Origin of the sequence: Streptomyces vulcanius, assembly GCF_042653945.1 — a bacterium.
GTDB lineage: Bacteria > Actinomycetota > Actinomycetes > Streptomycetales > Streptomycetaceae > Streptomyces > Streptomyces mangrovi.
On sequence record NZ_JBHSFK010000030.1, the window covers coordinates 22034 to 47905 of the forward strand.

Here is a 25872-nt window from a genome sequence, read left to right on the forward strand (position 1 = left end):
CAGACCCTGGATGACTCCGAAAGTGAGTGGCTTTCGCTCAGTACTCATGTCCAATACCTCCAACTGCCGCTCGACTGCGGCTGTTCACGGGGAAGATTCGTCCGCGCTGCCGAGGAATCGGCCGTCCCGGGGGACGCCGGTCACGTCTCCGGTGATGGTGAGCGTGGTGCGCGCGCGGATGTCGGAGGAGCTCGCGGCGATCATGAGGTCGACGTCTCCGGGTTCCACGACGAGCAGCCCCTGCGGGTTGATGAGCGCGAGCGCGTTGACCGGGGCGGTCAGGCGGATGCGTTTGGTGGCTCCGGCGGGGATGTGTACGCGGGTGAACGCCAGGAGTTGGCGGACCGGGCGAACGGTGGAGGCGACCACATCGCGGGCGTAGAGCTGAACCACCTCGTCGGCGCCCCGGTCACCGCTGTTGGTGATGTCCACGCTCACCTCGATGTCACCGCCGGCCGTGACCTCGCGGGCGGCGGGCCGGGCATCGCCGTAGGTGAAGTATGTGTAGGTCAGTCCGTGCCCGAAGGGGAACAGCGGGCGGGCCGGACCGTCGACGTAGGTGACCTCGGCGCCGGCGGCGGTTTCGTATCCGCTGCCCGCGCGACTCCCGTGGAAGACGGGGAGCTGGCCGATCGAGGCGGGGAAGGAGACGGGCAGGCGTCCGGCCGGTGCGGTGCGGCCGAGGAGGGCGTCCGCCAGGGCGGGGCCGGCGGCGGGGCCGAGCAGCGGGGCCCACAGGACGGCGTTCGCGTGGTCGGCCACCCGGTCCAGCAGGAGCGGGCGTCCGCTGATCACGACGACCACGGTCGGGGTGCCCGTCGCGGCGACCGCCTCGACCAGGGCTTCCTGGTCGCCGGGCAGGCGCAGATCCTGCCGGTCGACCTGCTCGCCGGCCGTCACGTCGCCGACCCAGCCGGTGCGCTCTCCGGCGACCACGAGAGCGACGTCCGCCCCGGCGGCGGCTTCGGCGGCGCGGGCGAGGTCGTCGGGGGTGGTGGCCTCCGGGCCACCGAGGGGGACGCGGACCAGCAGGGCCGGATCCTCCAGCAGCTCTTCCAGGGCGTCGCTCACGCTGACCGCGTGCGGCTCCACCCCTCGCGCCAACTCCTCGAAGCGGTGCGGGAAGCCGGGTGTGGGGATGAGTCGCATCCCGTGCACGTTGTCCAGACCGCCGCCCTCGAAGGACACCTCGAACCCGGAAATGCTCGACTCGTGCGCGGCTACTCCGCTGTAGGCCCCGTAGTGCACGCGGACCTGGTCTGCGAGTTCACCGATCACGGCCAGCCGCCCGGGCGTTGGGCGCAGGGGCAGGACTCCGTCGTTCTGCAGCAGCACGACGGCCTGTGCCGCGATGGCTCGGCTCAGGTCCAGCTCCGCCTCGGCCTTCGGAGCGGTGCCGGACGGCACGGCCGTCACCGGAGTGGCCGGAGTCAGCAGGTGATCGAGCAGCCCGAGGTGTTCCTTGAGTTCGAGGACGCGCCGGGCCGAGCGGTCGACGACCGACTCGTCCAAGGTGCCCTCACGCACCAGTTCCGCCAGGTCCGCGAACGCCCGGAACTCGGGGAACTCCACGTCGATGCCCGCGCCGAGGGCGATCCGGCCCGCCTCCTTCAGATGGGGGGCCAGGTGGAACAGCGCTGTCAGGTGGTCCAGCGAGGCGTAGTCACTGACGACGACTCCGGTGAATCCGAGCTCGTCGCGCAGCAGCGTGCCGAGCTTCTCCGAGTCGGCGGCGACAGGGAGGCCGTCGATCTCCGCGTACGAGTTCATGACGGTGGCCAGGCCCGCCTCGCGGATGGCCGCCTCGAAGGGCCGGGCGTACTGCTCCCGGAGGGTGCGCGGTCCGAGGTTCACTCCGCCGCAGTTCAGGCCCCCCTGCGAGGCCGCGTAACCGATGAAGTGCTTGCCACAGGCGGCCACACCCTGGCGCAGGTCCTCGCCCTGGAGGCCGCGGACGAAGGCGACACCGAAGGAGGCCGACAGGTCCGGGTCCTCGCCGTAGGTCTCGTGGACGCGGCCCCATCGCGGGTCGCGGCTGATGTCCAGCACCGGGGAGAGGGCGAAGCGCGCGCCCAGTGCGCGCATCCGTTCCCGGGTCAGTGTCGCCATGCGTTCGGTGAGGGCGGGGTTCCAGGTGGCGGCCTGTCCGATTCCGGTGGGGTAGGTCGGCGCGCCGGGATGAACGAGCCCGTTGAGCGCCTCCAGGTGGATCAGCGCCGGGATGGGGAAGCGCCCGCAGGCCATCGCGGCGTCCTGCACCGACTGGAAGAAGGAGGGCAGCGCGTCCAGGTCGGGACAGAAGCTGCCCAGCATGGCGAGATGCCCGACTCCATGGGGCGCGATCTCCTGGAACCCCTTGACCAGCGATACGCCAGGATCGCCAGGGGGTGAGGCGAACAGGGGCGCCAGCTGCGGAAAGCCGGGGCCGCTGAGCTGGGCGACCTTCTCCTCCAACGTCAGCCGGCTGAGCAGATCTTCGACGGACCGGGGCATGGACAGCTCCTCAACGGTGTTTTCGTTCACAAGTCTGGGTTCACGACATAAAACACCAGCACTGGCCGCCATGGCGAGGGCCGAACGTTTCCAGCTTGTAAGCGATGAGGAGCGGGTGCGTGACAGAGTACGTCTGTACGTGCAATCGTACCGATATGCGAATGACGCCCATGCCCGACGGACATACGAGACGGGCCCGCGCCGCCGACGGCCGCTTACCCCTTCACTGACCGGGGCTAGTCCAAGGCCTCCGACCTGGCCGACTCCCCCTCCGAGGACGGGTCGGGAGTGCTGCGAAGCCGCTGCTGGAGCTGGCGGCGCAGGAGGCGGATCCGGTGCACCCGGACGCTGATGAGATCGGGGTGCGCGGAGATGTCTCCGACGAGTTGACCGAGTTCTGATGTGTCACGGGCTGCGACGTCGACCGCGAGCGCCGAGGGCCCGCACATGCGCGAGACCGAGACGACACCGGGACGCCGGACGAGGCGCTCGACCGTGGCCATGACGGTCTTGGGGTTGACGGTCAGATCGACCACGGCCCGGGCCAGCTCGTGATCGGCCGTCTGGACCGTCGTCCATATCCGGATGGCGCCGGAGTCGATGAGCTCGAGGACGCGCCGCCTCGCCTGCGAGAGCGACAGGCCGGCCGAGCGGGCGAGCGCCGTGTAGGTGGCGCGGCCGTCCACCTGGAGGGAGCGGATGAGCTGGCGGTCCTGGGCGTCGAGTCGTGTTTCGTCCCTGGCGGGCCACAGCCCCGCTTCACCGCCCGCCTCCTCAGGCGTTCCCGCGCCCGTGTAGATCCCCAGAACCGGGTCCGTCGTGACCATGGACACGAAGGGCAGCTGGGCGATCTCGTCGGTCAGTCTGGCCGCGTGGCTCAGCGACGCCACGTCGAACGTGGCGATCACCTCGGGTTCCCCGACGATCTCCGCCAGCCAGTACGAGTGGCCGAGGATGGAGTCCGCGATCTGCGACGCCCAGCCCGACGCCAACCGGACCCGGATGTACAGCGTGATCTCGCTGGGATCCACGGAGGGGTGGAGGACGGCGATGACGCTGACCCGGCCCGATTCCAGCAGGCTGTTCACCCGGGCCCGGGTGGTGGTTTCCGGGAGTCCGACCAGCTTCGAGATCGACCGGACGGTCGCCCGGCCATCGTTTCTCAGCGCGGCGACGATCAGGTCGTCAACGGCGTCGAGCACATCAGCCTCCCCTTGGTGACGTCCCGGGGAGTTTAGACGCGGCAGCTCGGCCCGGGATGAGCCCGAGTCGCCACACCTGTATACGGACCCACAAGAGCCCTCTTCCCCAGGCTCGCGGTTTCTGTCATAGTACAGCGACTTCGACAGGTATAGCCGACTCGAACGGAGGTGAAAGTGGTGATGAACGGGCCGGGCAGGCCGCATTCGTTCGAGGTCGCGGACATGGACGTCAGGGACCTCTGCCGAGCGCTGCCGAAGGTCGACGTGCACTGTCACCTCACCGGGTCGATCGATCGCGACACCGCCGTCGAGCTGGCGAGGCGCAACAGGTCGAGCACCAGCCGGTCGGCGATCGAGGCCGCGTACGACCTGGAGCAGTACGGCGGCGACGCGCGGGAGCAGGCCTTCTTCGATGCGCTGGCGGTGCTCGGTGCGCTCGTGCGGACACCCCGCGATCTCAGTGACGTCGTCCACGGGCTGGTGGCTCACGACGTGCGTGCCAGTAACCTCCGGTACCTCGAACTGTTCGTCAGTCCGACCGCGTTCGCCCATACCGGCATGTCGTTCACCCAGATCCAGGACGGGCTGATCGACGGCGCGAGAGCGGCCGAGGACGACTTCGGCGTGCGGACCAACTTCATCGCGTGCGTCATGCGCGACGAGCCCGTCTCGTACGCCGAAGAGATGCTCGACCAGCTGATCGCGCACCGGCGTGAGGAATTCATCGGTATCGGGCTTGACGGACCGGAATTCCTGGACGAACATCGCCCCATCCACTTCGCCGACGTCTACCGTCGAGCCCGTCGGCACGGCTTCAAGCGCACCGCGCATTACGTGCGGTACGGGGCCGCCGAATACTCGGTCTACACCGAGCTGCTGGACTGCGACCGAATAGACCACGGTTACCCCGTCATCGAGGACGAACCCGTCCTGCGACGTGCCGCCGAGTCGGGTATCCCGTTCACCGTCTGCCCGACCATCACTCGGGTTGTCGCAGGAGACGCCCTCCCCGAATACAGCCGGCCCGAGACTCATCCGATCGGCGCGATGCTGCGGGGCGGCGTCTGGATCGTTCCCGGGACCGACGACAAGTCGATGGTCCACACCGACATCGGAACCGAATACGGCGTCATCGCCGACTGGTACGGAATGAGCGCCGACGACGTCGTCCAGGCGTCGCTCGACGGCATCTCGGCGACCTGGCTCGACGAGAGCGACAAGGCATCGCTCCGGCGCGAGTTCGAGAAAGAGATCAATCGGCTGACGGCCCGTTAATCCATCATGAAACAGGTGCCCCCCAAGCACATCTGAAAAAGGAAGTGCCAGCTATGGCCAGAAACACCCGGGAAGGCGCACCGGTTTCGCGTCGCTCCGTCATCCGCCTCGGATCGGCCCTCACCGTCGGCGCACTCGTGCTGACGGCGTGTTCCGACACCGGCGGCGCGGAGAACACGGCATCCGGCGGCGGCCTCACCACCGTCACGTTCGCGCTCGACTATCTGCCGGGCGCCACGCACAACGGCCTCGCGTACGCCATGCAGAAGGGTCTGTTCGCGAAGGAAGGGATCAAGATCAAGATCCTGCCTGTCGGCACCACCCCTTCCGACGCTCTCATCGGAACAGGGCAGGCGCAGTTCGGCTTCACCTCCAGCTACGCATCGGCCCTGACGAACTTCGCCGCGGGGATGCCCGTGAAGTCGATCTTCTTGGCGATGCCGCACGACCCGTCCGTCATCTCCGTCCTCAAGTCCTCCGGCATCACCTCGCCCGCCGGGCTGGCGGGCAAGACCTACGGCGGGTACGGCACCCCCATGGAACTCGCGCTGATCAACGCGATGATCGCGAAGGCAGGGGGGCACGGCACGGTCAAGCAGGTCGTGCTGAGCGTCGGATCCATCGAGGCGCTGAAGGCCAAGAAGGTGGACGCGGCGAGCACCTGGCCCGACGACGACTACACGGCCGCCCAGGACGGAACCGAATTCACGAAGTTCCAGCCGACCGACTACGGCGTCGCGGAGAACTCCGGTGTTCTCGTCCTGGCCAACAACAGCTATGCCCAGAAGAATCCCAAAATCGCGAGCGGCCTCGCCAAGGCCCTGCGCGAGGGATATCAGGCCGCGATCGACGATCCCAAGGCCGCGAACGCGGCGCTCGTGGCCCAGTTCCCGAGCGTCAACCCGAAGTTGGTCGACTTCACCACACGCGTCCAGGCCAAGGACATGGTCAACTCCGACGGTCCGATCGGCACCCAGTCCGTCCAGAAGATGCAGGCCTACGCCGACTGGATGATCAAGCAGGAGACCCTGACGGGGGCGAACGGAAAGGCCCTCAAGAGCTTCGACGTGACGCCCTTCGTCACCAACACCTACCTTCCCAAGTAAAAGCCCGGAGCCTCATCTGCTGACGCTCGGAGCTCATCTCCGAAAAGGACGAACTCGATGTTCCGCCAGTCTTTCAATCGCGGCTGGACCGCGGGACCCGCCGAGACGAGCTTCGCCAGCGCCGTGGCGGGCGAGAACGACCAGGAAGTCACCCTGCCGCACGACGCCGTGCGTGATCTGGAACGCGGTGCCGCGGTTTCCGAGGGTGCCCACACGGGTTATTTTCCGGGTGGCTACTTCCACTACTCCAAGACCTTCGACGTACCCGAAGCGTTTCGCGACAAGAGCGTCTTCCTCGAATTCGAGGGCGTCTACCGGGACGCGGTCGTGTACATCAACGAGGAGTTCGTCGCCCAGCGGCCGAACGGATACAGCCGGTTCAATGTCCAGTGCGACCCGTATCTGCGTTACGGGCAGCCCAACTCGATCCGGGTGGAGGCCCGTGCGCACCTCGATTCGCGATGGTATTCGGGTGCCGGAATCCACCGCGACACACATCTGATCGTCGGCGACCCCGTCCACATCGCCCTCGACGGCGTCCGCATCACCACCCCACAGGCCGACGACGAACTCGCCGTGGTCGTCGTCGCGGTGACGGTGGTGAACGAGGAGCGCTTCACCAGGACGATGCGGGTGTCCACGAACATCGCCGACGCGGACGGGACCACGGTCGCCGAAGGCACCGCGCCTGTCACGCTGTTGCCGGGCACGAGCGCGTCGGCGCGGCTGCGTCTGCACGTCCCGCGGCCTGCCCTGTGGGACGTCGACTCTCCCAACAGGTACGTGGCGCGCACCGTCTTGAGTGACGCAAACGCCGACGCCGACGGCGAGGCCGTGGACGAGGAGCACACCACGTTCGGCATCCGCACCCTCCAGCTCGATCCGGCACACGGGCTGCGGATCAACGGCCGGACAGTGAAGCTGCGCGGCGCGTGCATCCACCACGACACGGGTCTGCTGGGCGCGGCCGCCATCTCCCGCGCGGAGGAACGCCGTATCGAGATCCTCAAGGCGGCGGGCTTCAACGCGGTACGCAGCGCGCACAATCCGCTCAGTGTCGCGGCGCTCGACGCCTGCGACCGGCTGGGGATGCTCGTCCTGGACGAGGCGTTCGACGCCTGGACCAAGCCCAAGCGGCCGTTCGACTACTCGCTGGCGTTTCCTGAGTGGTGGGAGCGGGATGTGGAGGCGATGGTCACGAAGGACTTCAACCATCCGAGCGTGATCATGTACTCCATCGGCAACGAGATCTTCGAGACGGGCAGTCCGGTCGGTTCGACCTGGGGACGCCGGCTCGCCGAGAAGGTGCGGGAGCTGGACGACACCCGGTTCGTCACCAACGCCGTGAACGGCCTGGTCGCCGTACCGGACGAACTGCCCTCCCTGGTCGTCGGTTCGACCGAGGGACCCACCGACATCAACTCCCTGATCACCGCGCTGGGCGAGAAGATCAACGAGTTCAGTGCGTCGCAGCTGGTCAGCGAGCGGACCGAGGAGTCCCACGCCGTACTCGACGTCTCCGGCATCAACTACGGCGACGCCAGGTACGTACCCGACAGCATCAGCTTTCCCAACCGGCTGATCCTCGGCACGGAGACCTTCCCGGGCCACATCGACGAGCTGTGGCGGCTGGTGAGCGAGAACAGCCACGTGCTGGGCGACTTCACCTGGACCGGCTGGGACTACCTCGGGGAGTCGGGGGTCGGCCGGACCGACTACCTGGACGACGGCCCAAAGGAGGACATGCTCGGCGGCATCCACGACGTGTTCCCGGCACTGACCGCCGGCTGCGGCGACATCGACATCACCGGTCACCGGCGTCCCATGTCGTACTACCGGGAGACCGTGTTCGGGCTGCGCGAGCAGCCGTACATCGCCGTGCACCGGCCGGAGTCCCACGGCCGCGCGATGTTCCAGACCCCGTGGTCGTGGGCGGACGCGGTCTCCAGCTGGAGTTGGGACGTCGAGGCGGGCTCACCGGTCACCGTCGACGTGTACAGCTCCGCCGACGAAGTGGAACTGCTTCTGGACAGTGCTCCGTTGGAGCGGGTGAAGGTCGGCGGGCACAAGGCCTGCATCGCACGGTTCGAGTCGGCCTACCAGCCCGGCGAACTGACGGCGGTCGCCTATCGGGCGGGTGTCGAGACGGGGCGGTGCGTACTGCGCAGTGCCGGTGCCGACCTGCGGCTGGCTGTCGCGGCGGACCGGTCCGAAATCGGCGCGGACGACAAGGACCTCGCTTACGTCTCGGTCGAACTCCACGACAGTGCAGGCAACCTGGCCAGTCACCGGGACCGTCAGGTCCGCGTGGACGTGACAGGGCCTGCTGTTCTGGCGGGGCTGGGCACCGGGCGGACGCACACCGAGGAGCGGTTCGACGCCGACACCTGCACCACCTTCGACGGCCGCGCCATGGCCGCCGTCCGGCCCACCGGTCCCGGCACCATCCATGTCCGCGTCCGCGCCGAGGGCTGCCCGGAGGCCACCGCCACCGTGCACGCCGTCGAGGCCTGACGCCACCACGCCCTCGCTCCAGTGCCGTCAGCAGACCAAGCAGACCAAGGAGTCTCATGCCGCTCGATCCCCATCTCGCCGACAAGGTGGCCCTGGTCGCCGACGTCACCCGGGAGGAAGCCCTCAACGCGGACGAGGCCCTCTGGGACAGGTTCACCAAGGTCTTCAGTGACAACCGTCCCTACGACCAGCCTGTCGTGGACGTGCGCGAGGTGGCCGTCGCCGGGTTCGAGGGGCTGCGCGTACGCGTGTACACGCCCTTGGCCGGCGTCCGCCCCGGGCGGCAGGCGTTCGTGTGGGCCCACGGCGGCGGTTTCGTCGCGGGCACCCTGGACGACCACGAGGCCGACACCGTCAGCCGGGACCTGTGCGCCCGCGCCGACGTGGTCGTCGTATCGGTCGACTATCCTCTCGCCAACGGCTCGACCGTCCGCTACCCCACCCTCCACCTCGCCCTCGCCGAGGCGTTCCGGTGGACGCTGCGCAACGCGGCCGAACTCGGCATCGACGCCGACACCGTGGTCCTCGGCGGCGCCTCCGCCGGCGGGAACCTCACCGTGGCCGCCACCATGGAACTCCGGGACAACGGCGAACGCACACCCACCCGTCTGCTCCTGGTGTACCCGGCCCTCAGCGCGACGTTCACGACCAGTGAGCCGCACGAGAAGCTGATGGCGGGAATTCCCCCGCTCTTCCGCTTCGAGCAGGAAGCCATCGGCAGCATCTTCCGCACCTACGCCGCCGGCGAGACCAACGCCCCCTACCTCTCGTTCGAGAACATGCCGTCCCTGGGCGAACTCCCGCCGATGCTCGTGGTGCTCAGCGAGTACGACGATCTGCGGCCCCCGGTCGAAGCCGTCCTGGACCGGGCCGAACAGGACGGCCTGCACGTCGAACGGTACTTCGCACCCGGCGTCGTCCACGGGCATCTCAGCATGCTGCCGCTCCTGCCCGAAACCCGCTCCACGTTGGACCGCATGGCCGCCTACCTGCGGCAGTGAACGACCCAAAGAGAGAGACACATGAGCCCACTGATCTTCGCGTCGTTCCAGGCGTTGAGCCCCAACGGAGTGATCGGCTCCAGCTGGCGGGACCCCTCGAACACCCAGATCGACTATCTGACGATCGAACACTGGACCGAACTCGCCAAGAAGCTGGAGTCGGGAGGGTTCGACTTCCTCTTCTTCGCCGACACGTTCGGCTACCCCACACTCGACGGCGAGCTCATCCCCTTCGCCGTGGAAGCGGGCTACAACGTCCCCATGGCAGACCCGATCACCATCGTGTCGGCGATCGCCGCGGCCACCTCCAAGCTGGGCGTCGTACTGACGAACAGCACGACGCACGAGAAGCCCGCCGCCCTCGCCCGGCGCTTCGCGACCCTCGACCACTTCACCAAGGGCCGCATCGGATGGAACATCGTCAGCGGCGGCGGCCAGTCCTCGTCCACGGCGCTCTTCGGCGAGCCGATGATCCCGCACGATGAGCGCTACCTACAGGCCGACGACTACCTGCAGATCTGTCTGCGGCTGTGGGAGGGGACGTGGGCCGACGACGCTCTTCGAGTGGACCGGGAATCGGGTGTCTACGCAGACCCGGACGGTGTCCGCCAGGTCTCCTACGAGGGCAACTACCTGCGGACCAAGGGCATCCTCAACGTCCCGCCGTCGCCGCAGCGCACACCGCTGCTCCTCCAGGCGGGCACCTCGTCGGCGGGCCGTGACTTCGCGGCGCACTACGCCGAGTGCGTCTTCGTGGGCGGTGGGGACCCTGCGGTCGTCGCCCGCAACATCACGGCCATCCGGGACCGGGCGGAGGAGATCGGCCGGCCACGGGAGTCGGTGAAGTTCCTCGTCGGCGCCGGCTTCGTGGTGGGCACCAGCCAAGCCGAGGCCCAACGTAAGTACGAGAACCTTCTCGGCTTCGCGACCCTGGAGCACGCGGCGGCGACGTTCGCCTGGTCGACCGGGGTCGACCTGCTCAAGTTCGACCTGGACAAGCCGCTTCCGGAGCTGCGCAGCGACATCGGCCAGACCTCCTTGGACCGTTTCCGGTCGCCGGACGGCAACGGCCCCACCGTGCGGGAGATTCTGGAGGACTACCGGCAGCACGGGATCAACGGCACCACTTTCGTCGGGACCCCGGAGACGGTCGCCGACGAGGTCGAGGCCTTCGTCGCTGCCACGGGTGCCGACGGGTTCCTCGTCCAGCAGCACATCACTCCCGGAACGCACGACGACTTCATCGAGCTGCTCAGGCCGGTACTGCTCAAGCGCGGTCTGATGCGGCCCACCCGTGAGGACGTCACGCTGCGGGAACAGCTTCTCGACGCGGGCCCTCGCGTGGCGGCGACCCACCCCGGGGCGCAGCTCAAGTTCAAGACGACAGCCGACGCTTAGGGGGAACAGTCGTGTCGATTCTTCATGAACCCTCCGATACGAAGCTGCTGCGGCGGACGTTCGGCGCGTACCCCTCGGGGGTGGCTGCCCTGGCCGCGACCGTCGACGACGAACCCATGGTGCTGGTCGCGTCCTCCTTCACGGTCGGCGTGAGCCTGGAGCCGCCGATGTGCCTGTTCGCGGTGCAGAACTCGTCGACGACCTGGCCGGTCCTGGCCCGCGCCGAGCGCCTGGGCGTCTCCGTCCTCGGGATCGACCACAGCGCACGGGTTCACCAACTGGCAGGCAAGGACAAGGCCGCACGGTTCCGCGGCATCGAGGTCACCGAGCTCGACTCCGGCGCCCTGCTCATCAACGGGTCACCCGTACTCCTGGAGTGCCGGGTCGTCCACGACTACGCGGCCGGAGACCACCGGGTCATCGTCCTCGAGGTGCTCGCCACGAACACGAACCCCGAGCAACTGCCGCTGGTCTTCCACAACTCGCAGTTCCACACGCCGGTGGCCGTCTGAGCCGCATCGGCACAACTCGGCGCAGCCCACAAAGGCGTGGGCCGCGTCTCAGCCACCGGACCGGCGACTCCTCCTGTTTGAGAGCTGCTTGAGCTACCTGAGCACGGGCACCTCCACATACGTCTTGCCGCCGAGGTGCACGGTGACGGCACCGGCCAGGTTGGTGGGGACGATACGAGGACTGTCGCCGCCGCCGATGGTGATGCGCAGTTTCTCTCCGGGCATGAACCGCCAGTGAGTCTGGCCGAGCGAGACCGTGTACTGCGTCGGCGTGCCAGGAGTGACGGGCTTGGCCTTCTCCAGGCCGTCCCGTAGTTGCGCCCGCAGGTATCCCGTTTCGATCGGCAGGACGCGGCCGTCCGGAAGGACGGTCTCCAGCTTGCTGACGAAGTACGTGTCCTGCGTGTCGATCGACGCGTTCAGGTGGAGCGTGACAGGGCCGGCGAGCGTGGTGTCCGCGGTGAAGGCCGGGAGGGTGAAGGTGGCGCGGTTGCTGGTGTAGCGGCCGTTGGACAGGGTGTTGATCTGTTCGGCCGAGGCCTGGTTCTGGCTCGGGTCGTAGGGCAGGGTTCCGGTGACGTCGGCCGATGGGCCGTCGGCCGGGTTGACCTGGTACCTGAATCCCGTGGACGCGGGGGCCTTCTTGACGAGCGCGCCGTCGGCCGTCGGGTACAGGCGCGGGCCCGATGGAGCCGCCGGGGGCCACTGACGGTAGCCGTGCCAACTGCCCGATGCCTTGACGGAGGTCGACGCGTAGCTGATCACGCGATCCGGCGGCAGCTGTGCCCCGGGGCGCTTGGCCAGCCAGTGGTCGAACCACTGCAGGACGACGGAGAACGAGATCGCGTTCGGGGAGTCGACGCCTTGCAGGGCCGGATCCAGCCCCGGGATCTGCAGGAACCCGCCGTGGACCCATGGCCCGTTGAGCAGCCAGGTCTGCCGGGGCCGCTGCTTGAGGGCGTCGAAGCCGCCGTTCTTGAAAATGTCGAAGTAGCCGCCGATATGCAGCGCCGGGACCTCGACGTCACGAAGCTTGTTGGTGGTCACCGCCTGCTTCCAGTACGCGTCGTACAGCGGGTGCTGCTGGAAGCTGCGCAGGGTGCCGGTGTGGTCGCCGGGGCTGAGGACCGGGCCGCTGTTGGCCCACCGGGTGCCGTTGGTCGAAGGCACTCCCCCGGGATACACCCACTCCGAGTAGATGTCGGTCGGGGAGACGATGGGGATGATGGCGCGCAGGTGCGGCGGCTTGAGCGCGGCGGCGCGGTAGGACGTGATGGAGCCGTAGCTCTGGCCCATCTGCCCCACGTCGCCTGTCGCGCCCGGCTGCCGTGCCAGCCACTCGATCAGGTCGTAGTTGTCGGTGGCCTCCTTGGGCTGGAACCACGAGGGGAAGGTGCCCGTCGAGTTGCCCGACCCCCGGACGTCGCAGTTCAGGACGTTGTAGCCGCGCTCGGCCAGGTAGGTGTTCGCCGGGTTGGCGCGGTACTTCTGGTACGGCGTGAAGTCGACCAGCAGGCTCGGGTGCTCGGCGCTGTCTGCGTCGCCGTCGTGGCCCGGCCGGTACAGGTAGCAGGCGAGGCGGGTGCCGTCGCGCATGGGCACTCGCACTTCGGAGGCGATGCTGTCGTACTGGGCCGGCCGGTCGTAGCCGAGCCAGTCGTGGACGGCCTTGGGGGCGGGCGAGTCGAGCAGGCCGGGTCTGCTCTCCTGGGCCGTGGCCGAGCCGGTCGCACCGGTGGAGTTCGCCGAGGACGAGGCGAATCCGGTCAGGGCCAGTGTGGTCGCCATGGCAGCGGCAGACAGTCCGCTCCTCCGTCGGCGGGGACGACGTGTCACAGCGTCACTTCCTTGGGACCAGCTGCGGGTACGAATTCCCGTACGTTAGTACCGCAATATGGACCGGTCAATGGTCGTGCTCCCCCTCGGACCGGCCGGCCGCACCGTCAGGCGGGGGTTTCCGTGGAGGCCTCCCGGCCGACCGGCAGAAGAACGAGGTCCAGGAAGTGGTCGAGCGGCGCGATGATGTCGAGGTCCTGGTTCAGCAGCCACTGCACCTGCAAACCGTGGAGCACGGCCAGGAACAGAGCGGCCGCGCTGTCCGGATCCAGGCCTTCCGGCAGTCGTCCCTCCGCCTCGCGTTCCCGCATGGCCTCGGCCGTGTGGGAACGCACTCGTTCGTGACGGTCGACGAAGTACGCGTGGGCGGGATGACCGGGGCGCGAGGCCGCGGCCGTCAGTTCCGCCCACAGACGCATCAACTCGGGCGCCCTTTGATGCTGGAGCAGCGTCTCCGTGAGATAGCGCCTCGGCGAGGACTGGCCGTCGACCTCGGCCAAGCTTCGTTCCCATTCCTCGTCGTCACGCTGCGCGAGGACCGCCGTGAGCACCTCGTCCTTGTTCTGGAAGTGGTGGAGAAGGCCGGCATGGGTGATGCCGGCCCGTTTCGCGATGTCGCGCAGCGAAGCGCCCTCATACCCGCGCTCGGCGAAGCTGTCGCGTGCCGCACGGATGATGTCCGCCCGCCGGGCCGCCGTCTTCGCGTACGGCCCGCGTTGCCTTGCCCGGTCCACGTCGCGTCCCCTCGATATCGGCCGCGCACACCGGTGGCGGTCGGGGTCGGGTCCTCACTGAAGATGCAGAGGCACCCTAGCGCTTCACCACCAAAACCTACCAGCTGGATGATTTTCGTCGAGAGCTCCCCGACGATGAGCGAGAGCGCCAGCAAGCCCCTGAACAGGCCTTTAACGACCACTGACACACAAAGACGCCAAGATCACGCCCCACCGAAAGGTAATGCTCTGGTCAAGAACGTTGCGCGACCCCTTCCCGTCCGCTCCCGCCAACGCCTACTTTCCACGAGCCAAATCCAACCACTTGGTAAGTGTTGCCGACGAGGCGCGTTCGAGACGCGCCGCGGCCGGCTCAGGCAGTCAGGTGCCACGCCCGTACCGGCGCGAAGCCACCGAACACGAGCCGTCCGGCAGGAGCCCCCGGGGACAAGCCGACCTCAGCCAGAACACCGGCCCCGGACCGCACGGGACAAAGGGAATCCATATGACTCGCATTCGATCCAACGACCCGCGACCGAGATTTCGAACGCTGTCCGCGGCGATCACGGCGGCGGCACTGCTGGCGTTGACAGCGTGCGGCGGAGCGTCGGAGGGCTCGTCGTCGCCCACTGCCGCGACGCTCTCCCTCGCCATCCAGAGCGGTCCGAACTCCCTCGATCCGGCCCAGCTCACCGACGGGCAGGGAGCCTACGTCTGGAGTGCCCTGTACGACACGCTGCTCAACACCGACAACAAGGGCGAGCTGAAGCCCAATGCGGCCGAGAGCTGGACGTACTCCGCCGACGGGCTGACCCTCACTCTGAAGCTGCACCAGGGGATGAGGTTCAGCTCGGGCGCGGCCGTGGACGCGACCGCGGTGAAGGCGACCCTGGAACGCACCGTGGCCACGCCCGGGTCGCAGCAGGGCCAGCTCGCCTCCGTCAAGTCGGTGGAGGCCCCCGACGCCACGACCGTCGTGATCCATCTCAAGCAGCGGGACGGCGCACTGCTGACCAGCCTGTCCATGGCAGCGGGTGTGATCGGCGACCCGAAGACGCTGGCCGACAAGAGCACCGCGCTCAACCCCGTCGGTTCGGGTCCCTACGTCCTCGACAAGTCGTCGGTGACCGGCACGACGTACGTGCTCAAGCGGCGGGACGACTACTGGAACGCGAAGGCCTACCCGTTCAAGACCGTGACGGTCAAGGTCATCCAGGACCCCACCGCCGCGTCCAACGCGCTGCAGGCCGGACAGATCAACGCCGGTCCGGCCTCCCCGGAGAACTCCGCCAAGCTCAAGGGGATGGGCTTCAAGATCTCGCCCCTCTATCCCACCGCGGTGGCGACCCTGGTTCTCGCCGACCGGGCGGGCAGCGTGCTCAAGCCGCTCGGGGACACGCGGGTGCGACAGGCCATCAACATGGCGTTCGACCGGCCGAAGATCGCCAAGCAACTGCTCAAGGGCGCCGCGCAGCCATCGCTACAGGTCTTCAACCCCAAGGGCTCGGTCTACGACGCCGCACTCGACAAGACCTACTCCTTCGACCCCGCGGCCGCGAAGAAGCTGCTGGCCGAGGCGGGGTATCCGAAGGGGTTCTCCGTCACGATGCCGGGCTTCGTCTACACCAAGGCGTTCGAGCCGACGGTCACGCAGGCGCTCGAAGACATCGGGATCAAGGTGAAGTGGACTCCGGTGCCCGCGCAGAACAACTTCTCGGCGATCTCCTCGAAGAAGTACCCGATGATCCTCTTCCTCGACGGGTTGAGCACCTCCGCGCGTGAGGCGGCCAACAACTTCTCCCCGGCCGGCTATCTCAACCCGTTCCACTCCACGGACCCCGAGCTCACCAAGCTGCTGGACAAGGCGCAGGGCGAGCTCGACGTGGCGAAGGCGGCGGGCGCCTACCAGAAGGTCAACGAGTTCGCCGTCAAGGACGCGTGGACCGCGCCGATCTCCTTCCTCGGCAACAGCTGGGCGACCAAGGGCGTCGTGTACATCGGCGACGGCTCCAACACCTTCAGCACCATCCGGGCGTTCGGCGTCTCCGGCTAGCCCGCGTGGGTTCCGGGCTCGCGGCGGGGCCACCGCCGCGAGCCCGGCACCCCCTCCCGTCGGTCCTGGTCCGAAGGAGCACCACCACCCATGATCTCCTACGTGTTGCGCCGGCTCGGCACGAGCCTGGTGCTCACCGTCCTCGTATCAATGATCACGTTCTTCCTCCTGAGCACGTCCTTCGACGGCATCGTACGAAGCATCCTCGGAACCGCCGCCACACCCGCGACGGTCGCGGCGAAGAAGGCCGAGATGGGCATGGACCGTCCAGTGATGGTTCAGTACTTCGACTGGCTGTTCCACACCGTCCAGGGCGACTTCGGCGTCTCGTACTTCACCAGTCAGCCCGTCGGAACGGCCGTCGCGGACCACTTCACCGTCACGCTGTCCGTCGTTGTCGTCGCCCTGTTCATCACCGCCGCCGTCAGCGTAGTCCTCGGTGTCCTCGCGGCATCGCGAGGCGGCGCGATCGACCGGTTCGCCCAGATCGCCTCGCTCTTCGGGTACATCGTGCCGAACCTGCTGATCGCGATCGGCCTCGTCGTCGTCTTCGCCGTCAAACTGGACTGGCTCCCGGCCACCGGCTACACACCCTTCGCCGAGAGCCCGGGCCGCTGGCTGGCCTCGATCACCATCCCGGTGATCGCTCTGATGATGGGCGGCATCGCGAACCTGTCCGCCCAGATCCGCGGCGCCATGATCGGCGAGCTGCGCAAGGACTACGTCCGCACCCTGCGCACCCGCGGCATCTCCACCCGGTCGATCGTGCTGCGGCACGCCTTGCGCAACGCCGCCGGACCGGCCTTCACCGTCCTGTCCCTGGAGTTCATCGCGATGCTCGGCGGCGCCCTCATCATCGAGAACGTCTTCGCACTGCCGGGAATCGGCAGCTTCTCCTTCAACGCGGCCCTCCAGGGAGACGTCCCGATCATCATGGGCATGTCCCTCTTCGGGGTCCTGTTCGTCGTGGGAATCAACCTGATCGTCGACATCATCAACGGCTGGCTCAACCCGAAGGCGAGGCAGCAGTGAGCGCCCACGACCTCGCGACCGCCACGGGGCCGAGCGCCCCGCAGCGCAGGTCGCCTCTGCGCAAGCTCCTCAAGGACCCGCAGGCCGTCGTCACGGGCTGCGTGCTGCTCATCATCGTGGTGCTCGGCGTACTGAGCCCCCTCCTCGTCTCGCACGGCCCGAACCAGGCCTCACTGGACGCGATCAACGCCGATCCGGGCAGCTCGGGCTACCCGCTCGGAGGCGACCAGAGCGGCCGCGACATCTTCTCCCGGCTGCTCCACTCCATCAACACCAGCATGATCGCCGGCCTGATCGGCACGAGCGTCTCCCTCGTCATCGGCGTCACGGCCGGGCTCGTCGGCGGATACTTCGGCCGCCGGGTGCGTACCGCCACCGACTGGGTGTTCAACCTCGTCATGACCTTCCCGGGCCTGCTCCTGCTGATCGTGCTGCTCCCCGTGACGGGCGGCGACTACCGGGCCACGATGCTGATCTTCGGCGTGCTGTCGTCCCCGGGTATCTTCCGGCTCGTGCGGGGCCTCGTCGTCGGGGTCAGGAACGAGTTGTTCGTGGACGCCGCCCGCGTCTCGGGCCTCACGGACCTGCGCATCCTCGGCCGGCATGTGCTGTTCGTGATCCGCGGACCGATCATCATCGCGACCGCGTTCCTGATGGGGTCGTCCATCAGCCTGCAGTCAGGCCTCGCGTTCCTCGGAATCGGGTCGAACACCGTACCCAGCTTCGGCCTGATGATCGGCGAAGGCTTCGTCAACATCTACGAGAAGCCCATGCAGTTCATCTGGCCCAGCCTCATGCTCGGCGTCATCAACGCGTCGTTCGTCCTGCTGGGCAACTCGCTGCGCGACGCACTGGACCGGGGCAGGCCCAAACCGGCCAAGATCACCACGCCCGCACGGCCCCGGCCCGTCAAGAGTGCCGACTCCGGCGCGGGCGCCGACTCCCCGGCCGCGCATCTGCTGACGGTGGCGGATCTCGCCATCGCCTACCCCACACCCTCGGGTGAACTGAGGGAGGTCGTGAGCGGCGTCTCGCTGAGCCTGGACGCGGGGGAGACCCTGGGCGTCGTCGGCGAGTCCGGGTCGGGCAAGACCCAGACCGCCTTCGCGCTCCTCGGCGTACTGCCGTCGGAGGCCGTCGTCACGCGCGGCTCGATCAAGCTCGACGGACGCGAACTCCTCGGCCTGAGCGAGGGCGAACTGCGCGAACTGCGCGGCACGTCCGTGGCATACGTACCGCAGGAACCCATGTCGAACCTCGACCCGTCCTTCACGGTGGGCTCGCAGCTCATGGAGGGACTGCGTGCCTCACAGCAGATGTCCCGGCAGGCCGCGCGCGCCCACGTGCTCGCCCTGCTGAACCGCGTGGGCATCCCCGATCCCCAGCGCACCTTCGACTCCTACCCGCACCAGATCTCCGGCGGAATGGCACAGCGCGTGCTCATCGCCGGCGCGGTGGCGAGCAGCCCGAAGCTGCTCATCGCCGACGAGCCGACGACCGCGCTCGACGTGACCGTCCAGGCGGAGATCCTGGACCTGCTGCGGGACCTGCAGAAGCAGCTGAACATGGCCGTGCTCCTGGTCACCCACAACTTCGGTGTGGTGGCGGACAGTTGCACCCGCGTCGCGGTCATGCAGCGGGGCGAGGTCGTCGAGGTCGGGGAGGCGCTGGACATCTTCCGGACGCCACGGCATCCGTACACCCGGATGCTCCTGAGTTCCATCCTCGATGAGAACAACCTGCGCACCGATCCCCCGGACGCCGTGGCCGCGGCCCTCGGTAAGGACGCCGCAGCCGGCACGACCGAGGTTCTGGAGGAGAAGGCATCATGACCACTCCCCTGCTCGATGTGAGCGACCTGCGCGTGGCCTACCCGGGGCGCGGCTTCCGGGCCCGCCCCGTGGAGATCCTGCACGGCGTGTCCTTGACGGCGCATCAGGGCGAGACCCTGGGCATCGTCGGCGAGTCCGGGTCCGGCAAGACGACCATCGGCCGTGCCGTGCTCGGCCTGGTGAAGCCGAGCGGTGGGCGCGTCCTGTTCGCGGGCGAGGACATCACCCATGTCGCGGGCAAGGAACGGCGTACCCTGGCGCGCGACATCCAGGTCGTGTTCCAGGACCCCTACACCTCGCTCAACCCCTCGCTCACCGTCGGTGACATCCTCAGCGAGCCGTTGGTGGTCCAGGGAGCGAAGTCGCGCGACGCGCGGGCGCGGGTACGCGAGCTGCTCGATCAGGTGGGGCTGCCGAAGGACGCGTCCGAGCGACTGCCGAACGAGTTCAGCGGCGGTCAGCGCCAGCGCGTCGCGATCGCCCGTGCGCTCGCCCCCGAGCCGAAGCTGATCGTCTGTGACGAGCCCGTCTCCGCGCTCGACCTGTCGACCCAGGCACGGGTACTCGACCTGTTCATCGACATCCAGCGGCGCACCGGGGTCGCGTACCTCTTCGTCTCGCACGACCTCGGGGTCGTACGGCACGTGAGCCACCGGGTGAGCGTGGTCTACCAGGGAGACATCGTCGAGACCGGTCCCGCCGGCCTCGTCACCTCCACCCCCGAGCACCCCTACACCCAGCGCCTGCTGCTCGCCGCCCCCGTGACGGATCCGGTCGAGCAGGCACGGCGGCGCACCGAACGGCGCCGCCTGGCCGAGGCGGGCGCCGGGACGGACACCGCGCAGGACGCGCGAGCCGGTGCGGCCTGACCACGTGCGGGCGCTAAGGGGCGATCGGTGTGCGCGGTCGCAGGCCACCGGCCCGGTAGACCGCGTCGACGACCCGCATCGTCGCCATCGCCTCCCACGCGTCCGTCAGGTTCGGGGCCCCGTCGGTCACGGCGTCGCGGAACGCCTCCAGCTGGAAGGAGTACGTCGTACGCGGGTCGCCCTGTTCCACGACGACGCCCGAGTCAGTCGTGAGGGTCAACTCGCCGTACAGGTAGGGGTGGTAGGGCATCCGCACGTGCAGGGTCCCCGCCGAACCGCCGACGCGGAGTTCGGCGGTGTGACCGCCGGTCCCCTCCATGCTCGCGACGACCTCGCCCGACACCCCTTGGGGGAAGGTCAGTTGGGCTGTGGTCGAGGCGTCGACACCGTCCACATCACGGATCTGAGCCCCCGTCACCTCCGGCTCGCCGAACAGGTGACGCAACAGCCGTACCGGGTAGCAGCCGAGATCCATCAGGGCGCCGCCGCCGAGGTCCCGCTGCCACCGTATGTCGGCGGTGTCGGCGTGCGGCACGCTGAACTCCGCCCGTGCCGTGCGGAGTTCACCGAGCACACCGGAGTCGACGAGCGCGGCCATCCGCGCCCACATCGGGTGGTACCGGGAGTGGAAGGCCTCCATCACGACGACTCCGCTCGACCCGGCGAGTTCCGCGATCGCCGCGGCCTCCTCGGCGTTCGCCGTGAACGGCTTCTCGCACAGGACATGCTTGCCGGCCTCGATGGCGCGGCGCGTCCAGTGTCCGTGCAGGGCGGCGGGCGTGGGGACGTACACGGCGTCGACGGCGGGGTCCTCGACGATCTCGTCGTACGAGGGGAGCACCCTCGGGATGCCGTGTTCGCCCGCGAACGCGACGGCCCGCTCGGTGTCCCGGGCGGCGACGGCCGTGACCTCGATGCCGTCGAGTGTCGCGGCGGGCTCCAGGAGGGCCGACTGCACGATGCGGGCGGCGCCGAGCACGCCGACGGTGACGCTCATCGGGCCAGTCCCGGGACGGCGGACACCAGGAAGGCATGGATGGCGGACTCCATCTTCACCGAGTCCCGGTCGAAGAGCCACTGGGCCTGGAGGCCGTTGATGAGGGCGAGTGTCATCGCGGCGAGGGTCTTCGGGTCCGCCGCCGAGCTCAGTTCGCCGCGTTCCGCGAGCGCTGTGTACGCGTCGGTGTAGAAGCGGCGGACGCTGCGATAGCGCTCCGCGAAGTACGTGTGCGCGGGGTGACCGGGAGAGGTCGCCTCGCCGGAGAGGACGCAATGCAACTCCATGATTCCCGGCTGCAGTTCGCTGTCCACGATGACGGTCAGCATGCCCCTGAGGGCCTCGACGGGGTGCTTCGCCGGGTCGATCGCGTCGGCCGACTCCAGGAACCGTGCGCTGCGTTCGTCACGCAGTTCCAGTACGGCGATGAGCAGGTCCTCCTTGCGCGCGAAGTGGTGCAGCAGCCCCGTGTGGCTGATGCCGGCGCGCTTCGCGATGTCCTTCATGGTGGCGCCGTAGAAGCCGGTCTCACCGAAGGCGTCCACGCAGGCCTCGAGGATCCGTCGGCGCACCTCCGCCGTCTTCGCGTACGGCCCACGGCCGCTGCTTGCGTTCATGCGCTCTCTCCTGCCGCCGAATACCCGGTAGTGAAAATAGTATCGCGATTCGAATTTCATGCTAGCGTGGAACTCTCGCCGCCGCTCCCCCTCTGCCGAGCCGCGGCCTCTTCTCCCGTCTCCAGTAAGGATCTCGACGGTGACTGAACTGATTCCCGGCTTCCTCTGGGGAGCGTCGACGGCCCCGCACCAGATCGAGGGCAACAACGTCAACAGCGACTGGTGGGCGCACGAGCCGCACATGCCCGGCATGGAGCGCAGCGGCGACGCGATCGACAGCTACCACCGGTACGCCGAGGACATGCGACTGCTGGCCGACGCGGGCCTCAACTCCTACCGGTTCGGCATCGAGTGGGCGCGCATCGAGCCGTACGAGGGACATGTCTCCCGGGCCGAACTCGCCCACTACCGGCGGATGATCGACACCGCCCTCGGCCTCGGCCTCACGCCGGTCGTCACCCTGCACCACTTCACCAATCCCCGCTGGTTCACCGAGGACGGCGGCTGGCTGGAGGACCGGGCCATCGACCGTTTCCGGTCCTACGTCGAGACGGCCACCCGGATCCTCGACGGCGTCGAGTGGGTCTGCACGATCAACGAGCCCAACATGCTCGCCCTGATGGCGATGATGGGCCAGGCACATAAGGAGGTGTCCGAAGACGACGCGGCCAAGTGGATGAGCCCCACCGTCGAGGGCGCCGCGCGCCCGGTGCTGCCCTCCCCCGATCCGACGATCGGGCGGCGGCTGGCAGTGGCGCACCAGGCGGCCCGCGAGATCCTCAAGGAACGCACCGATGCCAAGTCCGGCTGGACGGTGGCCTGTCAGGCCCTGACCCCGACCCCGGGCAACGAGGAGAAGCTGCGCGAGGTGCGGTACGTCCGTGAGGACCTGTATCTCGAAGCGGCCCGCGGCGACGACTTCATCGGTGTGCAGTCCTACTCCAGCCAGCCCGTCGACGCGGGCGGCATCGTCCCCCACCCCCAGGGCCCCGACACGACCCTCACCGGAAACGCGTACCGACCCGACTCGATCGGTATCGCCGTCCGGCATGCCTGGGAGACGACGGGCGGCGCCCCGATTCTCATCACCGAGAACGGCATCGCCACCGCCGACGACGCCCAGCGGATCGCCTACACCTCCGAAGCCCTGCGGCACCTGTTCGCGGCTGTCGACGACGGCATCGACGTACGCGGCTACCTCCACTGGAGCGCCCTCGACAACTACGAATGGGGCCACTGGGAGCCCACCTTCGGACTGATCGCCGTCGACCGCGAGACGTTCGAGCGGCACCCCAAGCCGAGCCTCGCCTGGCTGGGAGAAGTCGCCCTCAGCGGCGGCAAGGCACTGGAGGGATCGGCATGACGACGACCGAGAACACGACGGGCCCCTGGGACGCCTCCGGACTGCACTCCGTGGGCCGGCTGCCGATGCGCGCACTGCGCCGGACGCCCGATCTGGAGCTCGACGGCACCTGGGACTTCCAGCTGCTGCCGTCCCCCACGGCGCCGCTCGGCCTGAACTGGAAGAAGACCCAGGTCCCGAGCCTGTGGACGATGCACGAGGACCTCGCGGACGGGGACGTGCCGCACTACACGAACGTGCCGATGCCGTTCGAGGAGGTGCCCCCGCAGGTTCCCGCGCACAATCCGACGGGCGTCTACCGCCGGGTGATCCAGTTGTCGCCCGTTCCCGGGCGCCGCACCGTCCTGCATGTGGGCGCCGCCTCGGGCCTGCTGCGCGTGGTCGTCAACGACCGCCCGGTGGGCAGCAGTTCGGACTCGCACCTGGCGGCCGAGTTCGACATCACCGACGCCGTCGTCCCGGGGACCAACCGGATCGACCTCCGGGTCGCCAAGTGGTCCGCCGCCAGTTATCTGGAGGACCAGGACCACTGGTGGCAGTCGGGACTGACCCGCCCGGTCTTCCTCTACACCGTGCCGGACATCGCCCTGGCCGACGTGTCCGCCGTCGCCGACTACGACCCGGAGACCGGGCGCGGCGACCTTCAGGTGACCGTGTCCACGTCGGGTCTGGACCACCTCTACGACACCGGTGGCTGGTCGGTGCGGATCGACGTGCTCGACCGGTCGATCAGGCTGCCCGTCTCCGCCCGCCTCGGTACCCGCACCCTCCCGCTGCCGTCCCTGGACCGGTCGGTGCGCCCCGAACCGCTGCTGCCCGACGACTTCATGGACCTGCTCAGCATCAACGCGGCGGGCGCGCCCGTCCCGCCGGAGTTCCGTGCGATCCCCGCGACGATGACCAGGCTCCCGGAGCCGGCGGCGCCCGCCGGCCAGGCGGCTCTCTCCCTCTCCGACCTCGATGTCACGCCCTGGTCTGCGGAGGTGCCCCACCTCGAAGACCTCGTGGTCCAGCTCGTGTCACCGGACGGGAAGGTCGCCGACGAGGCCCGTGTCCGCATCGGCTTCCGCCGGGTGCGCGTCGAGGGCCGCGACCTCCTGGTCAACGGCAAGCGGGTCCTGATCCAGGGCGTCGCGCGGCACGACGTCGACCCGAAGACCGGGCGTGTCATGTCCCGCGAACGGCACCTGGCGGAGCTGTCCCTGCTCAAGCGGTTCAACGTGAACGCGATCCGCACCTCGCACTACCCGAACGACCCGCAGGTCCTCGACCTGTGCGACGAGATCGGGTTCTACGTCGTCGACGAGGCGGACGTCGAGGGCCACGCCTTCGCCTCCACGATCGCCGACGACCCCACCTACCTGACCCCGATCATCGAGCGCATCTCCCGGATGGTGCTGCGCGACCGCAACCACCCGTCGGTGATCTCCTGGTCGCTGGGCAACGAGACCGGCGACGGTTCGGCGCACGACGCGGCCACCGCCTGGATCCGGCGCTTCGACCCCACCCGGCCCGTGCACTACGAGGGCTCGATCTCCACCGACTGGCACGCCGGGCACGCCGTGACCGACATCCTCTGCCCGATGTACCCGTCCCTGGCCAGCCTCACCGGCTACTCCGCCGACCCGCGCGCCGACCGTCCGCTGATCACTTGCGAGTACGCGTTCTCCATGGGCAACGGCACCGGCGGGCTCTCCGACTACTGGGAGCTCTTCGAGTCGCTGCCCGGACTCCAGGGCGGCTTCATCTGGCAGTTCATGGACCACTCCCTGGACCGGGACGGCGACGGGAAGCTGCGCTACGGCGGCGACTTCGGCGACGAGACCCACAACGGGCCGATGCTCGTCAACGGCGTGGTGTTCCCCGACCTCACCCCGAAGCCGGCGCTGTTCGAGGCGCGCGGCCTGTTCAGCCCGATCCGTACCGTCTCGGACGCCGAGGAGGCCCGGGCCGGAACGCTCCGGATCCGCAACCGCCAGTCGTTCGCGGACCTCGGCGCGTACACGCTGGAACTGCGCCTCGAGACCCCGGCCGGTCCGGCCGGCGCCGTGGCCGTGCCCACCCCGGAGGTGACCGCGGGCGCCGAGGGCACGATCGAGATCCCCGCCGCACTGCGGGAGTTGCTCGCCGCCGAACCGGCCGCGCCGGCGCTGACACTGACCGTGCGGACCCGCGAGGACGCCCTGTGGGCGCCGGCGGGCACCGAGGTCGCGGCCGAGCAGGTCACCTTCCCGCAGGCACCCGCACCGCTTCCCGCCGCCCCGGCACAGCCGGCCGCGCTGCCCGTCGACGCCGAGGGCAACCTGAGCCACCCGCTGCTGCGCCGCTCCCCGCAGCTCAGCCTGTGGCGGGCGCTGACCTGCCACGACAAGTCGTTCTCGCTCGACAACCGGTTCGTCCGCTCCGGCTTCTTCAAGCTGACGCCTGCCGACGTCGAGGTCAAGGAGACCGGCGACGGGGCCGTGGTCACCACCCGCTACGTGGCCGCCTTCGGCGACGAGATCGTGCATCGGCGGACGATCACCGCGCTCGCCGACGGCGACTGGGTCCTCGCCGAGCAGGTGACGCTGCCCGAGGGCACGCGTGACGGGCTGCGCGTCGGCATGGAGTTCGAACTCGTCGACGGGTTCCAGGACGCGGGCTGGACCGGTCTCGGCCCGTGGGAGAACTACCCCGACCGGCGGGCCTCGGCCCTGCTCGGCTCCTGGGAGAGCCCCATCGACGATCTGGCCGTGCCCTACCTCCTCCCGCAGGAGAACGGCACCCGCGGCGAGGTCACCGCACTCACCCTGACCGGCCCCGCCGGCACGGTCCGCACCGCCCACCCGACCGCGCTCCACATGAACGTTGGCCGGTACGAGGTGAGCGAGATCGAGGCGGCCGAGCACTGGTGGGAGCTCCCGCCGAGCGACAGGACAGTGGTGCACCTCGACATCGCACACCGCGGCCTCGGCACGGCGGTCCTCGGCCCCGACACCCACCCGCGCCACCGGCTCACCGGCAGCGAGTACGCGTGGGAGTGGCGCCTGACGCTCGAGAACGCCGACTGACGGCACCCG

The 25872-nt window shown here is 68.8% G+C and carries 18 protein-coding genes; 12 read left to right on the forward strand and 6 right to left on the reverse strand.

Features of this window, described 5'->3' with window-relative positions:
• Window positions 1–84 precede the first annotated feature (84 nt).
• Window positions 85–2493 (reverse strand): glycoside hydrolase family 3 N-terminal domain-containing protein, encoded by a 2409-nt coding sequence (locus ACFPIH_RS36635; RefSeq protein ID WP_381182497.1) that lies wholly within the window; start codon window positions 2491–2493, stop codon window positions 85–87.
• Window positions 2494–2729: 236 nt separating this feature from the next.
• The gene (locus ACFPIH_RS36640) at window positions 2730–3695 is read right to left on the reverse strand and encodes an Lrp/AsnC family transcriptional regulator (RefSeq protein WP_381182495.1); all 966 of its coding nucleotides are present in this window, start codon (window positions 3693–3695) and stop codon (window positions 2730–2732) included.
• A 222-nt stretch (window positions 3696–3917) separates the two neighbouring features.
• Between ACFPIH_RS36640 and ACFPIH_RS36645 the strand changes: the two genes are divergently transcribed.
• Genes ACFPIH_RS36645 through ACFPIH_RS36670 form a run of 6 tightly spaced genes read left to right on the forward strand, consistent with a single transcriptional unit; the run spans window position 3918 to window position 11501 of the window.
• The gene (locus tag ACFPIH_RS36645) at window positions 3918–4970 is read left to right on the forward strand and encodes an adenosine deaminase family protein (protein WP_381182493.1); all 1053 of its coding nucleotides are present in this window, start codon (window positions 3918–3920) and stop codon (window positions 4968–4970) included.
• A gap of 53 nt (window positions 4971–5023) precedes the next feature.
• Complete coding sequence (locus ACFPIH_RS36650) at window positions 5024–6076, forward strand: ABC transporter substrate-binding protein (protein WP_381182491.1); 1053 nt, start codon at window positions 5024–5026, stop codon at window positions 6074–6076.
• A 57-nt stretch (window positions 6077–6133) separates the two neighbouring features.
• The gene (locus tag ACFPIH_RS36655; RefSeq protein ID WP_381182489.1) at window positions 6134–8590 is read left to right on the forward strand and encodes a glycoside hydrolase family 2 TIM barrel-domain containing protein; all 2457 of its coding nucleotides are present in this window, start codon (window positions 6134–6136) and stop codon (window positions 8588–8590) included.
• A gap of 56 nt (window positions 8591–8646) precedes the next feature.
• Window positions 8647–9591, forward strand: coding sequence for an alpha/beta hydrolase (locus tag ACFPIH_RS36660; protein ID WP_381182487.1), 945 nt, complete (start codon window positions 8647–8649; stop codon window positions 9589–9591).
• Between the two features lie 21 nt (window positions 9592–9612).
• A complete protein-coding gene (locus ACFPIH_RS36665; protein WP_381182485.1) occupies window positions 9613–10989 on the forward strand; it encodes an NtaA/DmoA family FMN-dependent monooxygenase in 1377 nt (458 codons plus the stop codon).
• Between the two features lie 11 nt (window positions 10990–11000).
• Window positions 11001–11501 carry a flavin reductase family protein gene (locus ACFPIH_RS36670; RefSeq protein WP_381182484.1) on the forward strand — a complete coding sequence of 167 codons (501 nt, stop codon included), beginning with the start codon at window positions 11001–11003 and terminating at the stop codon, window positions 11499–11501.
• 93 nt (window positions 11502–11594) lie between these two features.
• Here ACFPIH_RS36670 and ACFPIH_RS36675 read toward each other — a convergent pair whose 3' ends face one another.
• Both ACFPIH_RS36675 and ACFPIH_RS36680 read right to left on the reverse strand, forming a co-directional pair.
• A complete protein-coding gene (locus tag ACFPIH_RS36675; RefSeq protein ID WP_381182482.1) occupies window positions 11595–13289 on the reverse strand; it encodes a CocE/NonD family hydrolase in 1695 nt (564 codons plus the stop codon).
• A gap of 155 nt (window positions 13290–13444) precedes the next feature.
• Window positions 13445–14071 (reverse strand): TetR/AcrR family transcriptional regulator, encoded by a 627-nt coding sequence (locus tag ACFPIH_RS36680; RefSeq protein WP_381182480.1) that lies wholly within the window; start codon window positions 14069–14071, stop codon window positions 13445–13447.
• Between the two features lie 484 nt (window positions 14072–14555).
• Between ACFPIH_RS36680 and ACFPIH_RS36685 the strand changes: the two genes are divergently transcribed.
• The 4 genes from ACFPIH_RS36685 (at window position 14556) to ACFPIH_RS36700 (ending at window position 19836) form a co-directional block, all read left to right on the forward strand.
• Window positions 14556–16103, forward strand: a complete 1548-nt coding sequence (locus ACFPIH_RS36685; RefSeq protein WP_381182478.1) for an ABC transporter substrate-binding protein — start codon at window positions 14556–14558, stop codon at window positions 16101–16103.
• 90 nt (window positions 16104–16193) lie between these two features.
• Window positions 16194–17135: an ABC transporter permease gene (locus tag ACFPIH_RS36690; RefSeq protein WP_381182476.1), complete on the forward strand. Its 942-nt coding sequence runs from the start codon at window positions 16194–16196 to the stop codon at window positions 17133–17135.
• Complete coding sequence (locus tag ACFPIH_RS36695; protein WP_381182474.1) at window positions 17132–18967, forward strand: dipeptide/oligopeptide/nickel ABC transporter permease/ATP-binding protein; 1836 nt, start codon at window positions 17132–17134, stop codon at window positions 18965–18967. Before ACFPIH_RS36690 ends, ACFPIH_RS36695 begins: the two co-directional genes overlap by 4 nt.
• A complete protein-coding gene (locus tag ACFPIH_RS36700) occupies window positions 18964–19836 on the forward strand; it encodes an ATP-binding cassette domain-containing protein (RefSeq protein ID WP_381182472.1) in 873 nt (290 codons plus the stop codon). The genes ACFPIH_RS36695 and ACFPIH_RS36700 overlap by 4 nt, the downstream gene beginning before the upstream one ends.
• Window positions 19837–19849: 13 nt before the next feature.
• Here the strand turns inward: ACFPIH_RS36700 and ACFPIH_RS36705 are convergent, their stop codons facing one another.
• On the reverse strand, window positions 19850–20833 hold the full coding sequence (locus ACFPIH_RS36705) for a Gfo/Idh/MocA family protein (RefSeq protein WP_381182469.1): 984 nt from the start codon (window positions 20831–20833) through the stop codon (window positions 19850–19852).
• Complete coding sequence (locus ACFPIH_RS36710) at window positions 20830–21450, reverse strand: TetR/AcrR family transcriptional regulator (RefSeq protein ID WP_381182467.1); 621 nt, start codon at window positions 21448–21450, stop codon at window positions 20830–20832. The genes ACFPIH_RS36705 and ACFPIH_RS36710 overlap by 4 nt, the downstream gene beginning before the upstream one ends.
• 139 nt (window positions 21451–21589) lie before the next feature.
• Here ACFPIH_RS36710 and ACFPIH_RS36715 point away from each other — a divergent pair, with 139 nt between their 5' ends.
• Window positions 21590–22813 (forward strand): glycoside hydrolase family 1 protein, encoded by a 1224-nt coding sequence (locus ACFPIH_RS36715; RefSeq protein WP_381182465.1) that lies wholly within the window; start codon window positions 21590–21592, stop codon window positions 22811–22813.
• Window positions 22810–25863 (forward strand): glycoside hydrolase family 2 TIM barrel-domain containing protein, encoded by a 3054-nt coding sequence (locus ACFPIH_RS36720; RefSeq protein ID WP_381182463.1) that lies wholly within the window; start codon window positions 22810–22812, stop codon window positions 25861–25863. The genes ACFPIH_RS36715 and ACFPIH_RS36720 overlap by 4 nt, the downstream gene beginning before the upstream one ends.
• Window positions 25864–25872: the final 9 nt, after the last annotated feature.